The following is a 19,621-nucleotide window of genomic DNA, read 5'->3' as shown; positions in this document are numbered from 1 at the left end:
GCTTGAAGCCTTCGAACACCAACACCGCCACGGCCATCCAGATGGGGATGTAGGTCAGCCATTCACCGGCCTTGATGCTTTCGCCCAACAGCAGCGCAACGCCCAGCAGCAAGACGGGTTCGACGTAACTCAACAAGCCGAACAGGCTGAACGGCAGCAGCCGGCTGGCGACGATATAAGACACCAGCGCGCTGACGCTGATCACCCCGAGCAACGGGATCAGCAGCGACAGCCGCGGGTATTGATCGAACACGTTGAAACCCTGTTCACCGCTTTGCACGAACCACAGCGCCACGGGCAGCATCAGGGTCATGTCCAGCCAGAGCCCGCCGAGGTTGTCGGTCTTGATGCGTTTGCGCAGGATGAAATAGATCGGGTAGCCGATCACCACCAGCAAGGTTGCCCAGGAAAAACCGCCCACCCGGTACAACTCGTTGAACACGCCAAGGGTGGCGAAGAACACGGCGACTTTCTGCAGGTAGGACAGGCGCTCGCCATAGACGATGCGCCCGGTCAGGACCATCGACAGCGGCAACAGGAAGTACCCCAGCGACACGTCCAGGCTGTAGCCATTGAGCGGCGCCCACATGAACAGCCACAGCTGCGCACCCATCAGCACCGAAGAGACGATTGCCGCGATCAATAGCCGTGGCGTGGCAACCAGGCGTTGGATCAGCGCCGTGACCAGGTGCCAGTCCCGCGTCACCAGCAGGAAGGCGGTCATGCATGGCATCGTCAGCAGCATGCGCCAACCGAAGATCTCCACGCCGCTCAGGGGTGAGAGCAACGAGGTGTAGTAGTACATGACGGCGAACAGCGCAGAGGCCGAGACCGATAGAGCGATGCCTTTGGACACTTAGGCCTCTTATTTTGATGGGCAGGAACACCGTTGTGGTGAGGAGGGTAGTTGTGGCGAGGGAGCTTGCTCCCGCTCGGCTGCGAAGCGGCCGCAACTGAAGGGTCCGCTGCGCGGCCCAGCGGGAGCAAGCTCCCTCGCCACGTTCTTGTTCTATGAATGATTATGACGTACGCGGCACTCGCCCCGGCACGAAATGACTCACATCATTGAACCCCGGCGTCGACGCATGCCCCGGCGTCACCAGCGAATCGATGAAGGCTTCATCTTCCGCGCTGATCTTCACGGCCTGTGCCTTGGTGTACGAATCCCACTGCTCCTCGGTGCGCGGCCCGACGATGGCCGAAGTCACGGCGCTGTTGTTCAGCACCCAGGCGATGGCGAACTCGACGATACCCACGCCCCGGCCCTGGGTGTATTGCAGGATCTGCTGGGCAATGCGCAGGGACTCGACCCGCCATTCGGTTTCCAGGATGCGTTTGTCCTGGCGGCCGGCACGGCTATTGGCGTCCGGTGCCACATCCGGCGCGTACTTGCCGCTGAGCACGCCGCGGGCCAGTGGGCTGAACGGCACCACGCCGAGGCCGTAGTTCTGCGCGGCGGTGATCTGCTCGGTTTCCGCCTGGCGGTTGACGATGTTGTACAGCGGTTGGCTGATCACCGGTCGGTCGATGCCCAGGCTGTCGGCGATCCGGATCACTTCGGCGATGCGCCAGCCACGGTAGTTCGACAGGCCCCAATAACGGATCTTGCCCTGGCGAATCAAGTCGCCGATGGCCGACACGGTGACGTGCAGCGGGGTGTTGTGATCTTCGCGGTGCAGGTAATAGATGTCCAGGTAATCGGTGCCCAGGCGCGTCAGGCTGGCCTCGATGCCATTGAACAGGTGCTTGCGGCTCAGGCCGCTGCGGTTGGGCACGCCGTCCGGCGGGCCGAAGCCGACCTTGGTGGCCAGCACCCATTCGTGGCGGTGACGGGCGATCGCCTCGCCGACGATTTCCTCGGAGCGACCGTTGGTGTAGACGTCCGCGGTGTCGATGAAATTGATGCCCTGGTCCCAGGCCTTGTCGATGATCCGCAGCGAATCCTCGGTGCTGGTCTGTTCGCCGAACATCATCGTGCCCAGGGTCAGCGTCGAGACTTGCAACCCGGAATGGCCTAGCGTGCGGTAGCTCATGACAAGATCCTTTCATCCATGGGAAAGGCTCAATCAAACCCCAGAACCACCGCACGGATCAAACAGAATTCTCAAACACTGCCAATCCTGTGGGAATGAGCTTCTGTGGGAGCAAGGCTTGCCCGCGATACAGACGCCTCGGTATCACGGTAGACCCAGGTGCCTGCATCGCGGGCAAGCCTTGCTCCCACAAGCTCGCCTCAGGTGCGCAGGGTGCGGGTCATGCGCAGCGCCAGCAGGCTGCCACACACGATCACCCCGGCGAGCAGGTACAGCGCCGCGTCGGTCGAGCCGGTGGTGTCCTTGACCCAACCCACCAGATACGGGCTGAGGAAACCGGCCATCTGGCCCATGGAATTGATCAAGGCCAAGCCACCGGCGGCGGCTCCGGCGCTGAGCAGGGCGGTGGGCACTGGCCAGAACATCGGCAGGCCGGTGAGGGCACCCATGGTGGCGATGGACAGGCCGATGATGGCGATGGCCGGGGTGGTGGCGAAGTTGACGGCGATCAGCAGCCCGACCGCACCCATCAGCATCGGCACCACCAAGTGCCAGCGACGCTCCTTGTGCAAGTCCGCCGAGCGGCCCACCAGCAACATGAACACCGCTGCCAGCAGGTAAGGAATCGCACTCAGCCAGCCAATCACCAGGTTATCGCTGAAACCCAGGTTCTTGATGATCGACGGCAGCCAGAAGTTGATCGCATAGACGCCGCTCTGGATGCAGAAGTACACCAGGCCGAAGGCCCAGATCGCCGGGTTCTTGAACACCGCGAGCAACGAGTCGGTGGTGCTTTTTGGCTTGTTGGCCAGGTCTTCGGCATGGTCGGCGGTGAGCACGGCGCGTTCCTCGGCGGTCAGCCATTTGGCGTTGGCGAAGGTGTCGCTGAGCAGGAAGAACGCCAGAGCGCCGAGGATCACCGTCGGGATGCCTTGCAGCAGGAACATCCACTGCCAACCCGCCAGGCCGCCCTGGCCCGCGGCGAAGTGGTTGAGGATCCACCCGGAAAACGGGCTGCCCAGCAGGCCGGACACCGGGATGGCCGACATGAACAAGGCCATGATCCGACCGCGGCGGAACGTCGGGAACCATTGCGAGAGGTACAGCACCACGCCAGGAAAGAACCCGGCTTCAGCGGCGCCGGTAAACAGCCGCAAGGTATAGAACTCGGTGGGGGTGGTGACGAACAGCAGGCAGGTCGACAGCGTGCCCCAGGTGATCATCATCAATGCGATCCAGCGCCGGGGGCCGAACCGGGTCAGGGCCAGGTTGCTTGGCACGCCACACAGCACGTAGCCGATGAAGAAGATCCCGGCACCGAGGCCGTACACGGTTTCACTGAATTTCAAGGCATCGAGCATCTGCAACTTGGCGAAGCCAACGTTGACCCGGTCGAGGTAGTTGAACAGGTAGCAGATGAAAATGAACGGGATCAAGCGCAGGGTGATGCGCTTGTAGACGGTATTTTTTTCGTCGGGGGTAGCCAGGAGGGCCGTTGCGCTCTGGGACATGGCGGGTCTCTCTTTATTATGATTTTTGCGAGCCAAGGGGTAACGTTGACCGCCCCTTGAGTCTCGGCCAGCCCAAGGGCCCGTGTCTTTGTGCCTGGGCACAGGGTTTGGAGGCAGACCCTGTGCGCCTGACCAAACCCATGCCTGAAACAACAATCCACGCCGCCTGCAAGGAACACCGCCCATGTTCGAACTCGATCACGACCTGGCGCAGGACATCGTCGACCGGGCGATGGCGATCCTGCCGTACAACGTCAATGTCATGGACAATCAGGGGTTGATTCTCGGCAGCGGCGAGCGCGAGCGGGTCAATACCCGCCACGAAGGCGCGCAACTGGTCCTGGCCAACGGGCGGGTGGTGGAAATCGACGAGCATACCGCGATGCACCTCAAGGGCGTGCAGCCGGGGATCAACTTGCCGTTGATGCTCGATCAACGGCTGATCGGCGTCCTGGGCATCACCGGCGAGCCTGCGCAACTGCGTACCTATGCCGAACTGGTGCGCATGACCGCCGAGATGCTGGTGGGCCAGCGCAACCAACAGGCCGAGCAGCAATGGCGCCGCCAGCGTTGCGATGACTTGTTGGCGTTGCTGCTGGGGGACGCCGGGGATTCGCCGCGACTGCTGGACGAAGCCCGGCAAATGGGGCTCAAGCCACAATTGTCGCGGGTGCCGTACCTGTTCGAGCTGGGCCTGGAGCATGGACCGGGCCAGACCGTCGAGACATTGAGCGCCTGGCTGATGTCGCGCTACCCGGACAGTTGGTGCCTGACGTCGTCCAAATCTTCCTTGCTCTGGTGCCGGCCGGTGACCGCCTCGGTGGAGAACGAACGGCTGCTGGCCAAGCTCGACGGGTTGGGCTGGAGCATTCTGCGCGTGGCGGTGGGCGGCCAGGCCGAAGGGCTCGCGGGCCTGCGTCGTTGTTACCGGCGAGTCGGGGACCTGTTGGCCTACGGGCGCGATGTGTTGCCGCAGTCGCGCCTGCTGACGCTTGCGCGTTATCGCCTGCCGGTGATGCTCTGGCGCCATCGCAGCGACGACGCCCTGGATGAATTGCTGAGCCCTTTGCGCAAGGTCATCGCCAAGGACAGCAACGGCCAGTTGCTCGCCACCTTGCGCAGTTGGTGCGAGCACGACGGCCAGAGCCAAGCCTGCGCCGAAGCCCTGGGCATCCACCGCAACAGCCTGCGCTACCGCATGGAACGCATCGCCGAACTCAGCGGCGTGGATCCGTTGCGACTGGACGGGATGCTGGCATTGTACCTGGGGGTGCAACTGTTGCCCCAGACCGAAAGCACACCGCTGTAACCCTGTGGGAGCGAGCTTGCTCGCGATGACGGTGGCACATCCAATACCTATGCAAGCTGACACACCGCTATCGCGAGCAAGCTCGCTCCCACAGTTTGATCTGCGGCCCTACTTCTGTGGGAGCGAGCCTGCTCGCGATGAGGCCGGCAGCTTCAACCTGAATCTTCCTGGAAAACCGGTATTTGTGAAATTGAACAATAATGCGCGGTGTCTTTTGTGCGGTGGACCGGCGTCAGGCCTGCGGTCAACTGGCAGCATGCTGTGCATCGGAACCGGAGAATAATATGAAAATAATCATCGCCCCCGACTCGTTCAAGGACAGCCTCAGCGCCCAGGGCGTCGCCGATGCCATCGCCCAGGGGCTGGCCCAGGTCTGGCCGGATGCGCAGTTGATCAAGTGCCCGATGGCCGACGGCGGGGAGGGGACGGTGGAGTCGGTGCTGGCAGCCTGCAACGGTCAGTGGCGCCACACCCGGGTTCGTGGTCCGTTGGGTGTCGTCGTCGAGGCCCGCTGGGGCTGGTTGGCCGAGAGCCGCACCGCGATCATCGAGATGGCCGAGGCCAGTGGTTTGCAATTGGTAGCGCCGGGGCAGCGCGATGCCTGTGCCAGCAGCACCTACGGCACCGGCGAGCTGATTCGCGCGGCCCTCGATGAAGGCGCCGAACGGGTGATCCTGGCGATTGGCGGCAGTGCCACCAACGACGCCGGCGCCGGTGCGCTGCAGGCCTTGGGCGTGGCATTGCTGGATGACCAGGGCCAACCCCTTCCTCCCGGCGGACTGGCTTTGGCGAACCTGGCGCGCATCGACCTGAGCGAACTTGACCCCCGCCTGGCCCACGTCAGTTTCGAGATCGCCGCCGACGTCGATAACCCGCTGTGCGGACCCCATGGCGCATCCGCCGTCTTCGGTCCGCAGAAGGGCGCCTCGGCCTCTCAAGTGCAGGCACTGGACCGGGCCCTGGGGCATTTCGCCGAACAGTGCGCCCAGGCATTGAACAAGGATGTGCGCGACGAACCGGGCAGCGGTGCCGCTGGCGGCCTGGGTTTCGCGGCCAAGGCTTTTTTGGGGGCGCAGTTCCGGACCGGCGTGGACGTCGTCGCCCAATTGACCGGGCTGGCCGATGCGATCGAGGGCGCCGACCTGGTGATCACCGGCGAAGGCCGTTTCGACGCCCAGACCCTGCGCGGCAAGACCCCCTTCGGCGTGGCCCGCATCGCCCGCCAGCAGGGCGTACCGGTGCTGGTCATCGCCGGTACGCTGGGGGAGGGCTACCAGGCGCTGTATGAACACGGCATCGACGCCGCCTTCGCCCTGGCCAGCGGGCCGATGACCCTGCAAGAAGCCTGCGTCGACGCGCCGCGCCTGCTGAGCGAGCGCGCCCAGGACATCGCCCGGTTGTGGCGGGTGGCGCGCCGATAAAGCGGTCGCGCATTACACCTGGCGAGGGAGCAAGCTCCTTCGCCACAGAAGCCTCGTGAAATATTTTTTTACATCCCCCTGCAAAAAGCCTGGAGCCTGGCCGATAACGACCTCAGGCGTACCCACAATTATTCCAACCCGTACGCTGGCGGCATGGATGCTCGACCCCATCACAACGAGGTCTTCCCATGTCTCTACGCAGCTTGAATATCGCTCCCCGGGCTTTTCTGGGCTTCACCGTCATCGCGTTGCTCGTCGTTGTCCTCGGCTTATTCGCCGCCAATCGCATGTCAGTCATCCGCCAGGCTTCGCTGGACATGGAGCAGACCCAAGTGCCCAGCGTCGGCTACCTGGCCAACGTGCTGGAAAGCGTGTTGCGCATGCGCATTCTTTCGTTCCGGATCCTGGTCAACCGCGACCCGGCCAGTCTGGCAGAGGCCGAGGGCCGCATCGGTGTGCTGGTGGAAAAACTGAACAAGGCCAATAGCAGCTACGCCGCGTTGCCGGCCTCGCCGCAAGAGGCTGAGCTGTACAAAGTCTTTTCGGCGACCCTCGACAAATATCTGCAAGCCCAGAAAGAAATGCTCGAGTTGTCGCGCCAGAACAAGGCTGACGAACTGCGTACCCACATCAATACGCGGATCAAGGAAGGCACCGACCTGATGGGCGAGCAGCTCAATAAGCTCATTGCCCTCAACATAGCCAGTGCCGGTGAGGCATCGGCCCTGGCCGGCGAGCATTACAACAGCGCCATCACCGGCATCATCGTCGTCTCGCTCATTGCCGCGCTGGCCACGGTCGTGTTGGCCTTGCTGCTGACCCGCAGCATCGTCGCGCCACTCAACCGGGCCTTGGAGGCCGCCCGGATCATTGCCAGCGGCAACCTGGTCCAGGTCATAGCGGTTGATGGCAAGGATGAACCCGGTCGCTTGCTCCAGGCCTTGGCCGCGATGCAGGGCAGCCTGCGCCAGACCATCGAGCAGATCGCCGGCTCCGCCAGCCAATTGGGCGCGGCGGCCGAAGAGCTGAGCGCGGTCACCCAGGAATCCTCCCGCGGCCTGCAACAGCAACACAATGAAATCGAGCAGGCCGCCACTGCCGTCAATGAGATGACCGCCGCCGTCGAGGAGGTCGCCCGCAACGCGGTGTCCACTTCCGAAGCTTCGAACCAGTCGACCCAGGCTGCCCAGGAAGGGCGCTCGCGGGTGGTGGAAACCGTCGATGCGATCCAGACCATGACCCACGACGTGCAAGCCACCGCTTCGATGATCGAAGGCCTGGCGGTCCAGGGCCGGGACATTGGCAAGGTGCTGGACGTGATCCGCGCCATCGCCGAACAGACCAACCTGCTGGCGCTCAACGCGGCCATCGAAGCCGCCCGTGCCGGGGAAGCCGGACGCGGTTTCGCAGTGGTAGCCGATGAAGTCCGGGCCCTGGCCCATCGCACTGCCCAATCGACCCAGGAAATCGAAAAAATGGTCGCCGGCATCCAGAACGGTACCGGCCAGGCCGTGCAATCGATGCAGCAGAGCAACCAGCGCACCCAAAGCACTCTGGAGATGGCCCGGGCCGCCGGCGTGGCCCTGGAGCAGATCACCCAGTCGATCCACCAGATCAACGAACGCAACCTGGTCATTGCCAGCGCCTCGGAAGAACAGGCCCAGGTCTCCCGCGAAGTGGACCGCAACCTGGTGAACATCCGCGACCTGGCTACGCAATCGGCCAGCGGCGCGAAACAGACCAGCGACGCCACTCATGAACTGTCGCGCCTGGCGGTGGGTTTGAATGCGATGGTGGCGCGGTTTGTGATTTGAGATAGGGTTGAGGCTGGACATCGCGCAACCAGGAGACGTACATGCGCTTTTCAGCCTTGACCCAACGCATCACCGGCGACGGTGCCGCTGCCTGGGATATTCACGACCGGGCGCTGGCCATGCGCGAACAGGGCATGGACGTGTTGCTGTTGTCGGTGGGCGACCCGGACTTTGACACGCCACGGGCCATCGTCGATGCGGCGGTGGGCAGCCTGCGGGCTGGCGACACTCATTATTCGGACATTCGCGGCCTGCACACCCTGCGTTCCAGCATTGCCCGGCGTCACCGCCTGCGCTGCGGCCTAGGCGTAGGCGCCGAACATGTGGTTGTGCTGCCGGGGGCGCAATGCGCGGTGTACGCGGTCGCGCAATGCCTGCTCAACGCAGGCGACGAAGTCATCGTCGCAGAGCCGATGTATGTCACCTACGAAGCGGTGTTCGGTGCCTGCGGGGCAAAAGTGGTGCCGGTGGCGGTCCGCCCGGAGAATGGTTTTCGGGTCGAACCGGCGGACGTTGCCCGCCTGATTACCCCGCGTACCCGGGCGATGCTGCTCAACAGCCCGAACAACCCGTCCGGCGCCAGCCTGCCGATGTCCACCTGGCAAGCCTTGGCGCGGTTGTGCATCGAACATGACCTGTGGCTGATCAGTGACGAGGTCTACAGCGACCTGATCTACGAAGGCGAACACATCAGCCCGGCCAGCCTGCCGGGCATGGCCGAGCGCACCGCGACCATCAACAGCCTGTCCAAATCCCACGCCATGACGGGCTGGCGCATCGGTTGGGTCATCGGGCCGCAGGCGTTGGCCGGGCACTTGGCGAACCTGTCGCTGTGCATGCTGTTCGGCTTGCCGGATTTCGTGCAACGCGCCGCCCAAGTCGCGCTGGAGCAGGCTCTGCCTGAGGTGGCGCAGATGCACGAGGAATATCGCCAGCGCCGCGACCTGGTCTGCGCCATGCTCGATGACTGCCCGGGCCTCAAGCCGGTGCGGCCCGACGGCGGCATGTTCGTGATGGTCGACGTGCGCCAGACCGGCCTCGACGCCCAGGTGTTTGCCGAGCGGCTGTTGGATGGGTATGGCGTGTCGGTACTGGCTGGCGAGGCGTTCGGGCCGAGTGCGGCGGGGCATATTCGGATCGGGTTGGTGGTCGATCAGGTGAAGTTGGCGGATGCGTGCCGGCGAATTGTGTTGTGTGCAGCAGACCTGTTGCGGGTACGGCAGGTTTGAAGAATTGGTCATCGGATGGTCGGACCTCGGCGGGCATTGCGATACATATCCTGTGTGAGAGCGATCTGTTCGCGATAGGCCATTAGTCCATCGTAACCTCAGCGATTGTCCCCTGATTAAACCAGATGCTCGGTTCGGTATCTGGGTCATCAGTGTTACGCAAGCGCTTCAGCCTTTAGTGATAACCCTTCGAATAGACAGTCTGTCAGTTCACGTCCTGCATGGCGTATGGGCATGCATGGTTGTTTTTTCGAGAGCAGCGCATTCCGATAAACGGTATTGAGACCTGTCAGACCTGACAGTAGTCACCGCATCCGCCTCGGCGTTAAATCGCTTCAGTAGAAAAATGAACATGAACAGTGGACTTACCTATGGCGCCCAATCAACCGCTGATATTCGAGACACCCAAGGTGGTGGGCGTTGCTGATCCGGATGTCGATCCTGAGGGACATATTCCACCTGACTTATTACTGACGGGAATTGAGGTCGTCGTTCCTTTATGGCCTCAGCATGCAGAGGAACCAGGAGAAAGGGATATTTTGACTGTCCGTTTTGAACAAGTCGGACAAGCTCCGGTGGAGATAGTAAATGTCTATGAGCCGGCGGATATGAAACCTGAGTTCCTTATACCTATTGGCCCGGAGTATCTGACGCATGATGGTGTAGGCCAGTTGTGGTATGAACTTCTCGATACGGCTGATAATCCAGCCGAGTCATACAAGCGATTACTGACTATCGATCATGTACCTGTCCCTGATGATCTTCTGAAAGCTGTATTTGTACACGCCACCCCTTGGGGTTATCTGAATTGTGACACGGTGCCTCCGTTATGGGAGGGCGTCACAGTCAAGATTCCACCGTTAACCGGATTTCTCGTTGGGGATCGCTGCGAAGTATTCTGGCGGGGGTTTTTAAGTCTGAATGACAGCGGTCCAGAAGTCATCAGTGCAAGAAAGACCGTTATTCGCCCTGCTTTAAGTGAGCAGGATATTCTCGAAGGCTACGAAATAGTTATCTTGCCCTATGATGTTCATATAAAGCCAATGGAGCGGAGCTCCTCTGCTACCGTCACCTATCGTGTTTATCGCGGTACGAAACTGGTTGGCTCTTCGGAGCTGGCGTTGGTGAAAATAGATAGGATTCGAGCGGGGCAGGAACTTCCGTGTGGTCCTTGAATGGGGTAAAAAAACAGGTATTTGATCGGGAGGCTGCAGAAGTACATCCTTCTTGGCATCGTGTCGCAATGATTGTGAAGAAATGGAGACGCTAAATGAACTCGATATTTAAACAAGCCGAACTGTCCAGAAGAGCAGTGCTTGAAAAAAAGTATGGGAAATCCGGTGGGCCACTTGCAAACCCTCCGGCTGTCACCATTACGGCACAAACACTTCCGAACGACTTGAGAATTCCGGTGGCGGCGCTCGACGCGCCACTACGGTACACCATTCCTCGACCCTCCGAGCCTGAGGACCCAGATGATCTGATCGAGTTCAAAATCCGCAAAAAAGGTGAGGCAGGTTGGCAGGATATTGAAGAGTTTCTTGAGTTAGGAGCTATTGCGGATCGGGAGTGGCCATTGTCGCGCTTTATGCCCATGGAATACTTGACAGAAGACAGGGTTCCAGAAACACCCACTGAATATGAAGTTCAGTATATTTATTGGTATGGCGGGACTAATGAGGGGTTGTCGGATATTACGACGTACGCCATTGACCGTACTCCTCCTTATAGAGTCAAGGAGCCGCCATCGAACCGGTCCCCCCAGGCTGCTGCATTTCCTGCGGATCTGGGGCCGAATGATCCGATTGATGAAGCCTATATTGGCAATAATCCGAACGGCATCACGATCAAAGTTGGAAGTTACAACTATCATGCGACGGATACAATCAAGGTTTTCTGGGGTGTGGCACCGGACGTTAATCGCGACGAACCCGCCTATGAGGGGCCGCTACCATCCTCATATGAAGTTCTCGTGCCCATCAGGGTGTTTGTAGAGTCCGATGAGGGCGTCAATACACTTCGATATGTAGTGACGGACCTTGCAGGTAATATCAGCAAACCCTCCGATCCCAGCTATCGTGAGATCAAACGTATCCCCGATCCGACGGTTTTTCCAGCACCGGTGGTGCCACTGGCCAACGGCGAGGATGGCGATGATTTAATTGATTTGCGCGACTGTAATGAAGGGGTCGATATCATTGTCGAGGTGCCCACGCCGAACGTACCTACGGACACTGTTATGGCTTATTGGGGCAGTGAGCCACTTGGCGAAAAAAGGGTGCAGGAAAGTGTTGATGGAAAGTTGACTTGGAGGAACGTTGATTTCGAAATTATCAAACGGGTTTATGGCGATACGGACGGAGATGAACTGACAAATATCAGTTACCAGATGTTCAGGGGGACTCCTAAGGGTGGGAGTGATGTGGATATCAAGGTTAATATTTTTTATGTTGGTCCGGAAAATCCGGATGAGCCCAGCCCAATAAATCCGAGGATGACTGCTCCTACTTTAGAAACCCTTAAAGGCTCTATTGATGAGGTTTTAGAGTCGGATTTCGGTGATCCGGCAACGATTAAAATTGATCTGTTTTCCGCGCCTCCGACCCAAGAAGGATGGTTGATTGATGTATTCTATGATGACGTCAAAGTAGGCGACACTATCCGTTTGACCAATGGACAAGAAGGTACCCAGCTTACACCAGCGTTGCCATGGCAAACGATTCTTGACCAGGGGAGCGGAACGAAGGTGCTGCGATGGTCGCTCTATACCGCGACCAACCCTAACCCGATGGGTTCTCTCCCTAAAGATGTCCAGGTAGAAGAGTTTCCTATTCAGACGCCTATGCCGGAGGTGTTGAACTTGGCTGGACCCCTTAAACGGATCGGTTGTTCCACTTTGAACTTTGGGGCTTCCGGTGATGGCACCCCACGACGTAACTTGCAGGTGCGCATTCCGAAAAGCTCTTACACGGTTGACGGAGAAACTGTCACTTTGTCATGGGCCGCCTATACCAATGAGATCCCCCCAATCCTTATTCCAGGCACGGGAACTACGGTGGATCTTAATATCAGCGGTACGTTTCCCGATGCGGGAGAGGTCATCGAGATAGGTACTTACGAGACGCACTTCAAGCCGGCTAATCGTGGCAACGGTCGCCTCAGTTATACCATTACGCGAACAGGCACGACGCCAACGCCACCGTCAGCGGAAGCCGAACATTATGTGTTGGTGACCAACAGTGAAGCGCAGTATTGCGAAGATGTTAACCCAGGGCCATAACGGAGTGGCGGTTCGAAAGCGAGTGGCGAAGCTGTTTTCGCCGCTCGCTATGACGTCTGGTTTGTTATGGAGAAACCATTTCCTCATGGGATTTTTCAACGCCAAAAATCAGATTATTCCTACATCGATTTGCATAGTTGCACGCTAGCCTAGCGCCCCTCATTTGGCCGGCGTTCCAATCCGCGAGTGACAGCCATTCAGTTCTTCAAGCAGGTGTCTACTATGCGAAGCAAGTTTTCATTCATTTCGAACACGCCTTTCCGTTTTGTTCTCCTATGTTCACCTCTACTGGTATTTTCCAGCCAGATTGCTGCTGCGCCCATTGTGGGCGGTACGGAGACCATTACCGGTGGCACTCCTGAGCGTTGGGACCTCACTTCGAACGCTACATTGAATGTCAACGGTGCACAGACGCTGTTCATCAATGCAGACGGTTCGACACTCAACGTCAATGCCGGTACCACCCAACAGATCAATGCCGGAAATGGATCCAAGGTCAACTTGAGTGGCGCGACCGTTACGGGGGTTGGCGGTTTGGCGGCTGTCCTGTTGAGCAACAGTGAGGCCAATATCGAAAACAGCACCATTACTGGCAATCGCGTCGGGTTGCAGGTCGTGCGTGAAGTGAGCACGTCGACAGGATCCACTGCGACTGTGAATGGAAGTACGATCACTGGCGTGACAGGTGGGGCGCTGGTGAGTGGGTACAGCAGCCTGGACGTCAACAATTCGACGGTTCAGGGTACCGGGGCTACCAGTTACGGGGTGAGACTGCTCAGTGCTCAAGCCATGGCCACCAACAGCACGATAATCGGTGGACAAGATGGCATTATCCTTGGGCTCGACTCGAGCGCGATTCGACCGGTGGACCTGACGCTGGACAATACAACCGTCCAAGGCCAGACCGGCTCGGCCATTGTGGTTGACTTCGCCAACGCAGGCACCTCTAAAGCGACCATCACCCTTAACAACTCACAACTTGTGGCCGGTAACGACACCTTGCTGGATGTCCGCGGGGGAGCCAACGCCTCTATGGAGGTCAACAACAGCGTATTGACCGGCAATCTCGTTAATGAAGCCGGCAGCACGCTCGATGTCACCTTGCAGAACAACTCGGTGTTGACCGGTCGCCTGGAAAATGTCTCCAGCATGACCATAAATGAGACCGGTCTCTGGGAGTTGGCTGGTGATAGTCAAGTCGAGACGTTGGCCCTAAATGGCGGAACGGTTCGTTTCGGTTCCGATAGCAGTTTTTATCAATTGGATGTGAATGAGCTTTCCGGGAACGGTCGGTTCGAGTTGGGTACGGACTTCGTTACCGGCCAGACCGATCTGTTGAACGTGACGGGCAATGCCAGTGGTCGACATGAGTTACTGATCAGTAGCAGTGGCGTGGATCCGGTCGAGATGGGTGAAGCCATTCGGGTGGTGCAAACCGCGGGTGGTGATGCGCAGTTCTATATGGACAGGGACGTGGATTTCGGAACCTTTTCATACGGTCTGGCAAAAAGCGGCAATGACTGGATTCTGGATCCGAGCACCCGTACGGTCAGCCCGGGTACGCGTTCAATTCTGGCGTTGTTCAACACGGCGCCAACGGTATGGTATGGCGAGCTTACGTCGCTACGTACACGCATGGGGGAACTGCGTTTCAACGGTGCTGAGGCGGGCTCCTGGGGCCGCGTCTATGGCAACAAGTACAATGTGGCCGATGCTTCGGGTGTTGGGTATAAACAAACTCAGCAAGGTTTCACCCTCGGTGCCGATGCGCCGCTACCATTTGGTGACGGCCAATGGTTGGTGGGCGTGATGGCCGGGCATAGCAAATCCGACCTGGACCTTACCGGGGGCACCTCGGGCACGGTCAACAGCAATTACTTGGGCACTTACGCCACTTGGATCGATGCCGAAAGCGGTTACTATTTCGACGGTGTGGTTAAGTTCAACCACTTCCAGAATGACGCCAAGGTCGGTTTGAGCGATGGTCGCAGAGCAAAAGGTGACTATGACAATACCGGCTTGGGTGGGTCTGTCGAGGTCGGTCGGCACATCAAGCTTGACGATGATTATTTCATCGAGCCCTACACTAAATGGTCAGCCGTGGTCATTCAGGGTAAAAACTTTTCCTTGGACAACGGTATGCGTGCCGATGGTGATCGCACCCGTTCATTGCTGGGTGAGGCGGGAATGACCGTGGGGCGCAACTACACGTTGGAAAACGACATGCAGGTACAACCTTATGTACGTGTCGGGTTGGCTCATGAGTTCGTCAAGAATAATGAGGTCAGTGTTAACAATAATGTCTTTAATAACGATCTGTCAGGGTCTCGGGGTGAACTGGCTGCCGGTGTTGCTGTAGCGCTCACGGATCGACTGCAGATGCACGTCGATCTTGATTACAGCAAAGGTGAGCATATCGAACGCCCCATTGGTGCAAACTTCGGTGTTCGATACGGGTTCTAAAAGCTTGCGACCCGAATGAATATCGCGAAAGCCAGGAAGGTTGTGTGAGGACGCACCTAAGGCCGCCCAGACAAACGCCCCGATAGGTTCGGGGCGTTTGCTGTTGGGCACGAAAGGGCGAAAAAAGGCGGGCGTCAGGCCGCTTGAGTACCACGATAAGCCTTGAGTGCAAGTGAACGGTCAACTTTTGCATTAAAGGTCAGATTGATAGTTAATGTCGTTTTTTCTTCGTTCTCGTCTTCATACTCGACGACGGCGTTTGTCAGTGTGCCTAAAAAGGTCTCAGTGATCAGATTGAATGCAAGATCTGCGTCGCCACTTACTTGTGTATACAAAATCGGTTTTGACGGATCGCTGTTATCAACGAAGTTCAACCGTACGGCATCGGAGTCCGGACTCAAGGAGTAGACCGCATTGGGTAATCTGCGGCTGAACGACAGATTGATTTCCTTCGTGATATAGCCAGGTGCCGGTCCGCGCTGCCGGGCAAATAACACACGAGCCTCTCCATGTTCTGGCGGGAAGGTTTTGTAGGTAAGTTCTACCAAGCCAGCGTTGAATGTTTCACTGTTTATCGTTCCTGTGCAGGTGCCGAATTTTTGTGTGTTTCTGATCGCGTTCATCAATACGCTCTCCACTGTCGTGACGAAAGGTATCCTGGCGAGAGTTCCGGGATGACGTATCAAAGCGCTGATAGTTTGTTCTGTAAACTGTCACCCATGACAGTTTACAGGCTGAAAAAAATGTGTTTCTAAAATATTGCCTGGGAGATGATGGTCAGAGGGACTTCATCTCCGGGCTTGAGGATGTCGTGGGATGATGGAGGGGATCGGTAAAGCTTTGTAGCGTCTATGTGAAATTGTGTAAGGGGTTTGCTCGTAGGTGGGTGAGGGCGTATATCCTTGGCCGCTTGAGATTCTCTGCGTCTGGCAGGCCCTCATCGCGAGCAAGCTCGCTCCCACAGTGGTTTTGTGTCGTCCCCTCGACCCTTGTGGGAGCGAGCTTGCTCGCGATTGCGGCATTGCCGGCGCCACAGCACTTTCTGGAAACACCATGCCCAACATCCTCCTGGTCGAAGACGACCCCGCACTCTCTGAACTGATCGCCAGTTACCTGGAGCGCAACGGCTATCAGGTCAGCGTCCTCAGCCGTGGCGATCATGTGCGTGAACGGGCGCGGGTCGATCCGCCGGACCTGGTGATCCTCGACCTGATGCTGCCGGGGCTGGACGGCTTGCAGGTCTGCCGCTTGCTGCGGGCCGATTCGGCGACCTTGCCGATCCTGATGCTCACCGCCCGGGACGACAGCCACGACCAGGTCCTGGGCCTGGAGATGGGCGCTGACGACTACGTCACCAAACCGTGCGAGCCTCGGGTGTTGCTGGCGCGGGTGCGCACCTTGTTACGGCGCAGCAGCCTCATCGAGCCGCAGACGGCCAACGACCGCATCCTGGTGGGCAACCTGTGCATCGACTTGTCCGAGCGCACGGTGACCTGGCGCGGGCAGGCGGTGGAATTGTCCAGCGGCGAATACAATCTGCTGGTGGTGTTGGCCCGGCATTCCGGCGAAGTGCTGAGCCGCGACCAGATCCTGCAACGCCTGCGGGGTATCGAATTCAACGGCACCGACCGTTCGGTAGACGTGGCGATTTCCAAGTTGCGGCGCAAGTTCGACGACAACGCCGACGAAGCCCGCAAGATCAAAACCGTGTGGGGCAAGGGCTACCTGTTCAGCCGTTCCGAGTGGGAATGCTGAGCCGATGTGGAAGCTGCTGATTCGCCTCTACCTGGTCACCATCGTGTCCTACAGCGCGGCGATCTACCTGATGCCGGAACTGGTGGTCCGCCTGTTCCACGAGCGTTTCCTGACCTACAACCTCGATTATTCCCGGGGCCTGCAAACCCTGTTGGTCAAGCAGTTCCGCGCTGTGCCCAGCGCACAGTGGCCGACGCTGGCGGCGCAGATGGACAAGGAATTCGACCCGCTGCGCATCGAACTGGCCGCCATCGATGACAACGGTTTCAGCGCCGAGGAGCAGGCGCGTCTCAAGCGCGGCGAGAATGTGGTGCGCCTCGGCGACTGGGCCTGGCGAACCCTGGCGGCGGCACCGCTGGATGAGCACACGGCGGTGAAGATGGTCGTGCCGCCGGACCCGGCCGATGTCAGTTGGTTGTACTGGAGCATCAACGTGTTGATCGGCGCGACGATGCTGGCTTGCCTGTTGCTCTGGTTGCGGCCTCACTGGCGCGACCTGGAACGCCTGCGGCGCACCGCCGAGCGTTTCGGCAAAGGTCATCTGGGGGAGCGTACGCACATCGCCTCCAGTTCGAACATCGGCAGCCTGGCCCATGTGTTCGACACGATGGCGGGGGACATCGAGAACCTGCTCAACCAACAGCGGGATCTGCTCAACGCCGTGTCCCACGAACTGCGCACGCCCCTGACGCGGCTCGACTTCGGCCTGGCCCTGGCGCTGTCCGACGACTTGCCGGCACCCAGCCGCGAGCGTCTGCAAGGGCTCGTGGCGCACATTCGCGAGCTGGATGAGTTGGTGCTGGAGCTGCTGTCCTACAGCCGATTGCAAAATCCGCAACACTTGCCCGAACGGGTCGAAGTGGCGCTGGACGAATTCATCGACAGCATCCTGGGCAGCGTCGACGAGGACCTGGCGGCGCCGGACGTGGTGATCGACGTGTTGTTGCATGGGACGCTGGAGCGTTTTGTGCTGGACCCACGGTTGACCGCACGGGCGTTGCAGAACCTGCTGCGCAATGCCATGCGGTATTGCGAAAAGCACATCCAGATCGGCGTGCTGGTGGGTGGTCAAGGCTGTGAGATCTGGGTCGACGACGACGGCATCGGCATTCCCGACAGCGAACGCGAGCGGGTGTTCGAGCCGTTCTACCGCCTGGACCGCAGCCGCGATCGCGCCACGGGCGGCTTCGGCCTCGGCCTGGCCATCAGCCGCCGGGCCCTGGAAGCCCAGGGCGGCACCTTGACGGTGGAAGCCTCGCCGCTAGGCGGGGCACGTTTCAGGCTATGGCTGCCAACACCGCCCTGAATCCTGTGGCGAGGGAGCTTGCTCCCGCTGGAGCGCGAAGCGGTCCCAATGGCCCCTTACCCAAACAACCCCGCCGCAATATTGATCGAAAACCCCAGGATCGCCGTGTTGAACACAAACCCGATCAACGACTGCGCCAATACGATCTTGCGCAGTTGCCGGGTGGCGACCCCCACGTCGGACGTCTGCACCGCGACCCCGATGGTGAAAGAGAAATACAGGAAATCCCAATAGTTGGGCGTGGTCAGCCCTTCGGCAAAGCGCAGCGCCGGCTCCTTGCCCTCCCAGGTGTAATACAGCCGTGCGTAGTGAACGCTGAAAATCACTCCGATCAGCAACCATGAACCGATCACGGTCATTGCCGTGAAGCCGTAGTGCAACAGCTTGCCAGCGGCTTGCAGGTCGCGGCTGCCGGCCAGCTCGAAGGTGATGGTCGCCAGGCTGGCCAAGGCCGCGACGCAGACCGTCAGCAGCACCAGCCCGGCATTTTCATCTTCGATTTCGGCGATGCGCTTCACATCGGGCGCCTTGGCCCGCACGGTCAGCCAGAACATCAGCACCAGGTAGGTCCAGACCCCGGCATTCCAGCCGATCAGGATCTTGCTGATGATCGAGTCCACGGGAGCCAGGATACCCACCGCCAGGCCAAGGACCGTGGCGCTGGAAAGGCGCGGGTGAGTGCGGGCGAGGAAGGGCATGGAGGCTCACTGTCCGGAAAAGAGGCGCCTAGTATGGGCCATCAAGCGAAGGGGCGACCGTCTATCGCGCTGGATTCGATCAATTGCACGCCCGCTTCCTGCATCCGCTGGATCGCCGCCTCCATCGAGCCCTCCCTGTCGATGCCCCGGCAGGCGTCCAGCACCACAAACGCGTTGAACCCGGCCAGCCGGGCATCCAGTGCCGAAAACATCACGCAGAAATCCAGGGCCAGGCCTACCAGGTAGACGGTGTCGATGCCGCGTTCCTTGAGGTAGCCGGTCAAACCGGTCGGGGTCTGGTGGTCCGCTTCCAGGAAGGCCGAGTAGCTGTCGATGTCCGGGTTGCAGCCTTTGCGAATGATCAGCTTGGCATGGTCAAGCCCGAGTGCCGGGTGCAGCGCGGCACCGTGGCTGCCCTGTAGGCAGTGGTCGGGCCAGAGTGTCTGCTCGCCGTAGGGCAATTGGACGGTGTCGAAAGGTTGCTTGCCCGGGTGACTGGAGGCAAACGAGGCGTGCCCGGCCGGGTGCCAGTCTTGCGCTAGGACGACGTGCCTGAATGATTGGCCGAGCTGGTTGATCAACGGCACGATCTCATCGCCTCCTGGCACGGCCAGTTGGCCACCGGGGATGAAGTCGTTCTGTACATCGATCACCACGAGTGCGGTGGTCAAGGCTCGGTTGGCTGGAACGCTCATGAGTGGAATCCTCCTTGAAGTGGTTCTTCGAGAGTAGCTGAACGCCCCGGGGCCGGTGTGCAGACTGACCCACCGCTTTCGCGAGCAAGCTCGCTCCCACACTGGAT

Annotated in this window: 15 protein-coding genes and 1 pseudogene; 10 read left to right on the top strand and 6 right to left on the bottom strand. The window is 59.6% G+C overall.

Translation table 11 applies throughout. The annotated features are described in order from the left end of the window. The 3 genes from rarD to J4E53_RS23575 all read right to left on the bottom strand — a co-directional run. Positions 1 to 856: EamA family transporter RarD (rarD, locus tag J4E53_RS23585; protein ID WP_207268194.1), on the bottom strand; the 856-nt coding region annotated here is incomplete at its 3' end. A 163-nt stretch (positions 857 to 1,019) separates the two neighbouring features. After that, positions 1,020 to 2,033 carry an aldo/keto reductase gene (locus tag J4E53_RS23580; RefSeq protein ID WP_103310355.1) on the bottom strand — a complete coding sequence of 338 codons (1,014 nt, stop codon included), beginning with the start codon at positions 2,031 to 2,033 and terminating at the stop codon, positions 1,020 to 1,022. A gap of 200 nt (positions 2,034 to 2,233) precedes the next feature. Further along, on the bottom strand, positions 2,234 to 3,544 hold the full coding sequence (locus tag J4E53_RS23575; protein ID WP_060741679.1) for an MFS transporter: 1,311 nt from the start codon (positions 3,542 to 3,544) through the stop codon (positions 2,234 to 2,236). A 184-nt stretch (positions 3,545 to 3,728) separates the two neighbouring features. Here J4E53_RS23575 and J4E53_RS23570 point away from each other — a divergent pair, with 184 nt between their 5' ends. The 8 genes and pseudogenes from J4E53_RS23570 (at position 3,729) to J4E53_RS23540 (ending at position 15,060) form a co-directional block, all read left to right on the top strand. Beyond that, positions 3,729 to 4,853 carry a sugar diacid recognition domain-containing protein gene (locus J4E53_RS23570; RefSeq protein ID WP_060741680.1) on the top strand — a complete coding sequence of 375 codons (1,125 nt, stop codon included), beginning with the start codon at positions 3,729 to 3,731 and terminating at the stop codon, positions 4,851 to 4,853. Between the two features lie 284 nt (positions 4,854 to 5,137). Beyond that, entirely contained in the window at positions 5,138 to 6,274 is a 1,137-nt protein-coding gene (locus tag J4E53_RS23565) for a glycerate kinase (RefSeq protein WP_060741681.1), read from the top strand. Positions 6,275 to 6,462: 188 nt separating this feature from the next. After that, positions 6,463 to 7,233, top strand: a pseudogene (locus J4E53_RS31185) (MCP four helix bundle domain-containing protein); the annotation flags it as partial. Then, on the top strand, positions 7,225 to 8,088 hold the full coding sequence (locus tag J4E53_RS31180; RefSeq protein WP_371919228.1) for a methyl-accepting chemotaxis protein: 864 nt from the start codon (positions 7,225 to 7,227) through the stop codon (positions 8,086 to 8,088). The pseudogene J4E53_RS31185 and the gene J4E53_RS31180, both read left to right, overlap by 9 nt. Before the next feature lie 41 nt (positions 8,089 to 8,129). Further along, positions 8,130 to 9,317 carry a pyridoxal phosphate-dependent aminotransferase gene (locus J4E53_RS23555; RefSeq protein ID WP_060741683.1) on the top strand — a complete coding sequence of 396 codons (1,188 nt, stop codon included), beginning with the start codon at positions 8,130 to 8,132 and terminating at the stop codon, positions 9,315 to 9,317. A 371-nt stretch (positions 9,318 to 9,688) separates the two neighbouring features. Then, a complete protein-coding gene (locus J4E53_RS23550) occupies positions 9,689 to 10,492 on the top strand; it encodes a hypothetical protein (RefSeq protein ID WP_060741684.1) in 804 nt (267 codons plus the stop codon). 95 nt (positions 10,493 to 10,587) lie between these two features. Then, positions 10,588 to 12,597 carry a hypothetical protein gene (locus tag J4E53_RS23545; RefSeq protein WP_103310358.1) on the top strand — a complete coding sequence of 670 codons (2,010 nt, stop codon included), beginning with the start codon at positions 10,588 to 10,590 and terminating at the stop codon, positions 12,595 to 12,597. Positions 12,598 to 12,819: 222 nt separating this feature from the next. After that, on the top strand, positions 12,820 to 15,060 hold the full coding sequence (locus J4E53_RS23540; RefSeq protein ID WP_060741686.1) for an autotransporter outer membrane beta-barrel domain-containing protein: 2,241 nt from the start codon (positions 12,820 to 12,822) through the stop codon (positions 15,058 to 15,060). Positions 15,061 to 15,194: 134 nt separating this feature from the next. Here J4E53_RS23540 and J4E53_RS23535 read toward each other — a convergent pair whose 3' ends face one another. Next, positions 15,195 to 15,683: a hypothetical protein gene (locus J4E53_RS23535; RefSeq protein WP_060741687.1), complete on the bottom strand. Its 489-nt coding sequence runs from the start codon at positions 15,681 to 15,683 to the stop codon at positions 15,195 to 15,197. Positions 15,684 to 16,113: 430 nt separating this feature from the next. Here J4E53_RS23535 and J4E53_RS23530 point away from each other — a divergent pair, with 430 nt between their 5' ends. After that, entirely contained in the window at positions 16,114 to 16,815 is a 702-nt protein-coding gene (locus tag J4E53_RS23530) for a response regulator transcription factor (protein ID WP_103310362.1), read from the top strand. Positions 16,816 to 16,819: 4 nt separating this feature from the next. Further along, positions 16,820 to 18,121 carry an ATP-binding protein gene (locus tag J4E53_RS23525; RefSeq protein WP_060741689.1) on the top strand — a complete coding sequence of 434 codons (1,302 nt, stop codon included), beginning with the start codon at positions 16,820 to 16,822 and terminating at the stop codon, positions 18,119 to 18,121. A gap of 56 nt (positions 18,122 to 18,177) precedes the next feature. On the opposite strand, the gene J4E53_RS23520 is transcribed toward J4E53_RS23525, so the two are convergent. Further along, positions 18,178 to 18,819, bottom strand: a complete 642-nt coding sequence (locus J4E53_RS23520; RefSeq protein ID WP_060741690.1) for a DUF1345 domain-containing protein — start codon at positions 18,817 to 18,819, stop codon at positions 18,178 to 18,180. A gap of 41 nt (positions 18,820 to 18,860) precedes the next feature. Continuing rightward, on the bottom strand, positions 18,861 to 19,514 hold the full coding sequence (pncA, locus tag J4E53_RS23515; RefSeq protein WP_103310361.1) for a bifunctional nicotinamidase/pyrazinamidase: 654 nt from the start codon (positions 19,512 to 19,514) through the stop codon (positions 18,861 to 18,863). Between the last annotated feature and the right edge of the window lie 107 nt (positions 19,515 to 19,621).

Origin of the sequence: Pseudomonas sp. FW305-28 (assembly GCF_017351395.1) — a bacterium.
GTDB classification, from domain to species: domain Bacteria; phylum Pseudomonadota; class Gammaproteobacteria; order Pseudomonadales; family Pseudomonadaceae; genus Aquipseudomonas; species Aquipseudomonas fluorescens_AA.
Note: the sequence above shows the minus strand (reverse complement) of the source record. Positions and strands in the feature narration are given on the sequence as shown.

Excerpts from the sequence above, each read along its gene's own strand:
- J4E53_RS23580 (WP_103310355.1), bottom strand. The coding sequence starts at position 2,033 with ATGAGCTACCGCACGCTAGGCCATTCCGGGTTGCAAGTCTCGACGCTG.
- J4E53_RS23575 (WP_060741679.1), bottom strand. The coding sequence starts at position 3,544 with ATGTCCCAGAGCGCAACGGCCCTCCTGGCTACCCCCGACGAAAAAAAT.
- J4E53_RS23570 (WP_060741680.1), top strand. The coding sequence starts at position 3,729 with ATGTTCGAACTCGATCACGACCTGGCGCAGGACATCGTCGACCGGGCG.
- J4E53_RS23565 (WP_060741681.1), top strand. The coding sequence starts at position 5,138 with ATGAAAATAATCATCGCCCCCGACTCGTTCAAGGACAGCCTCAGCGCC.
- J4E53_RS31180 (WP_371919228.1), top strand. The coding sequence starts at position 7,225 with ATGCAGGGCAGCCTGCGCCAGACCATCGAGCAGATCGCCGGCTCCGCC.
- J4E53_RS23555 (WP_060741683.1), top strand. The coding sequence starts at position 8,130 with ATGCGCTTTTCAGCCTTGACCCAACGCATCACCGGCGACGGTGCCGCT.
- J4E53_RS23550 (WP_060741684.1), top strand. The coding sequence starts at position 9,689 with ATGGCGCCCAATCAACCGCTGATATTCGAGACACCCAAGGTGGTGGGC.
- J4E53_RS23545 (WP_103310358.1), top strand. The coding sequence starts at position 10,588 with ATGAACTCGATATTTAAACAAGCCGAACTGTCCAGAAGAGCAGTGCTT.
- J4E53_RS23540 (WP_060741686.1), top strand. The coding sequence starts at position 12,820 with ATGCGAAGCAAGTTTTCATTCATTTCGAACACGCCTTTCCGTTTTGTT.
- J4E53_RS23535 (WP_060741687.1), bottom strand. The coding sequence starts at position 15,683 with ATGAACGCGATCAGAAACACACAAAAATTCGGCACCTGCACAGGAACG.
- J4E53_RS23530 (WP_103310362.1), top strand. The coding sequence starts at position 16,114 with ATGCCCAACATCCTCCTGGTCGAAGACGACCCCGCACTCTCTGAACTG.
- J4E53_RS23525 (WP_060741689.1), top strand. The coding sequence starts at position 16,820 with ATGTGGAAGCTGCTGATTCGCCTCTACCTGGTCACCATCGTGTCCTAC.
- J4E53_RS23520 (WP_060741690.1), bottom strand. The coding sequence starts at position 18,819 with ATGCCCTTCCTCGCCCGCACTCACCCGCGCCTTTCCAGCGCCACGGTC.
- pncA (WP_103310361.1), bottom strand. The coding sequence starts at position 19,514 with ATGAGCGTTCCAGCCAACCGAGCCTTGACCACCGCACTCGTGGTGATC.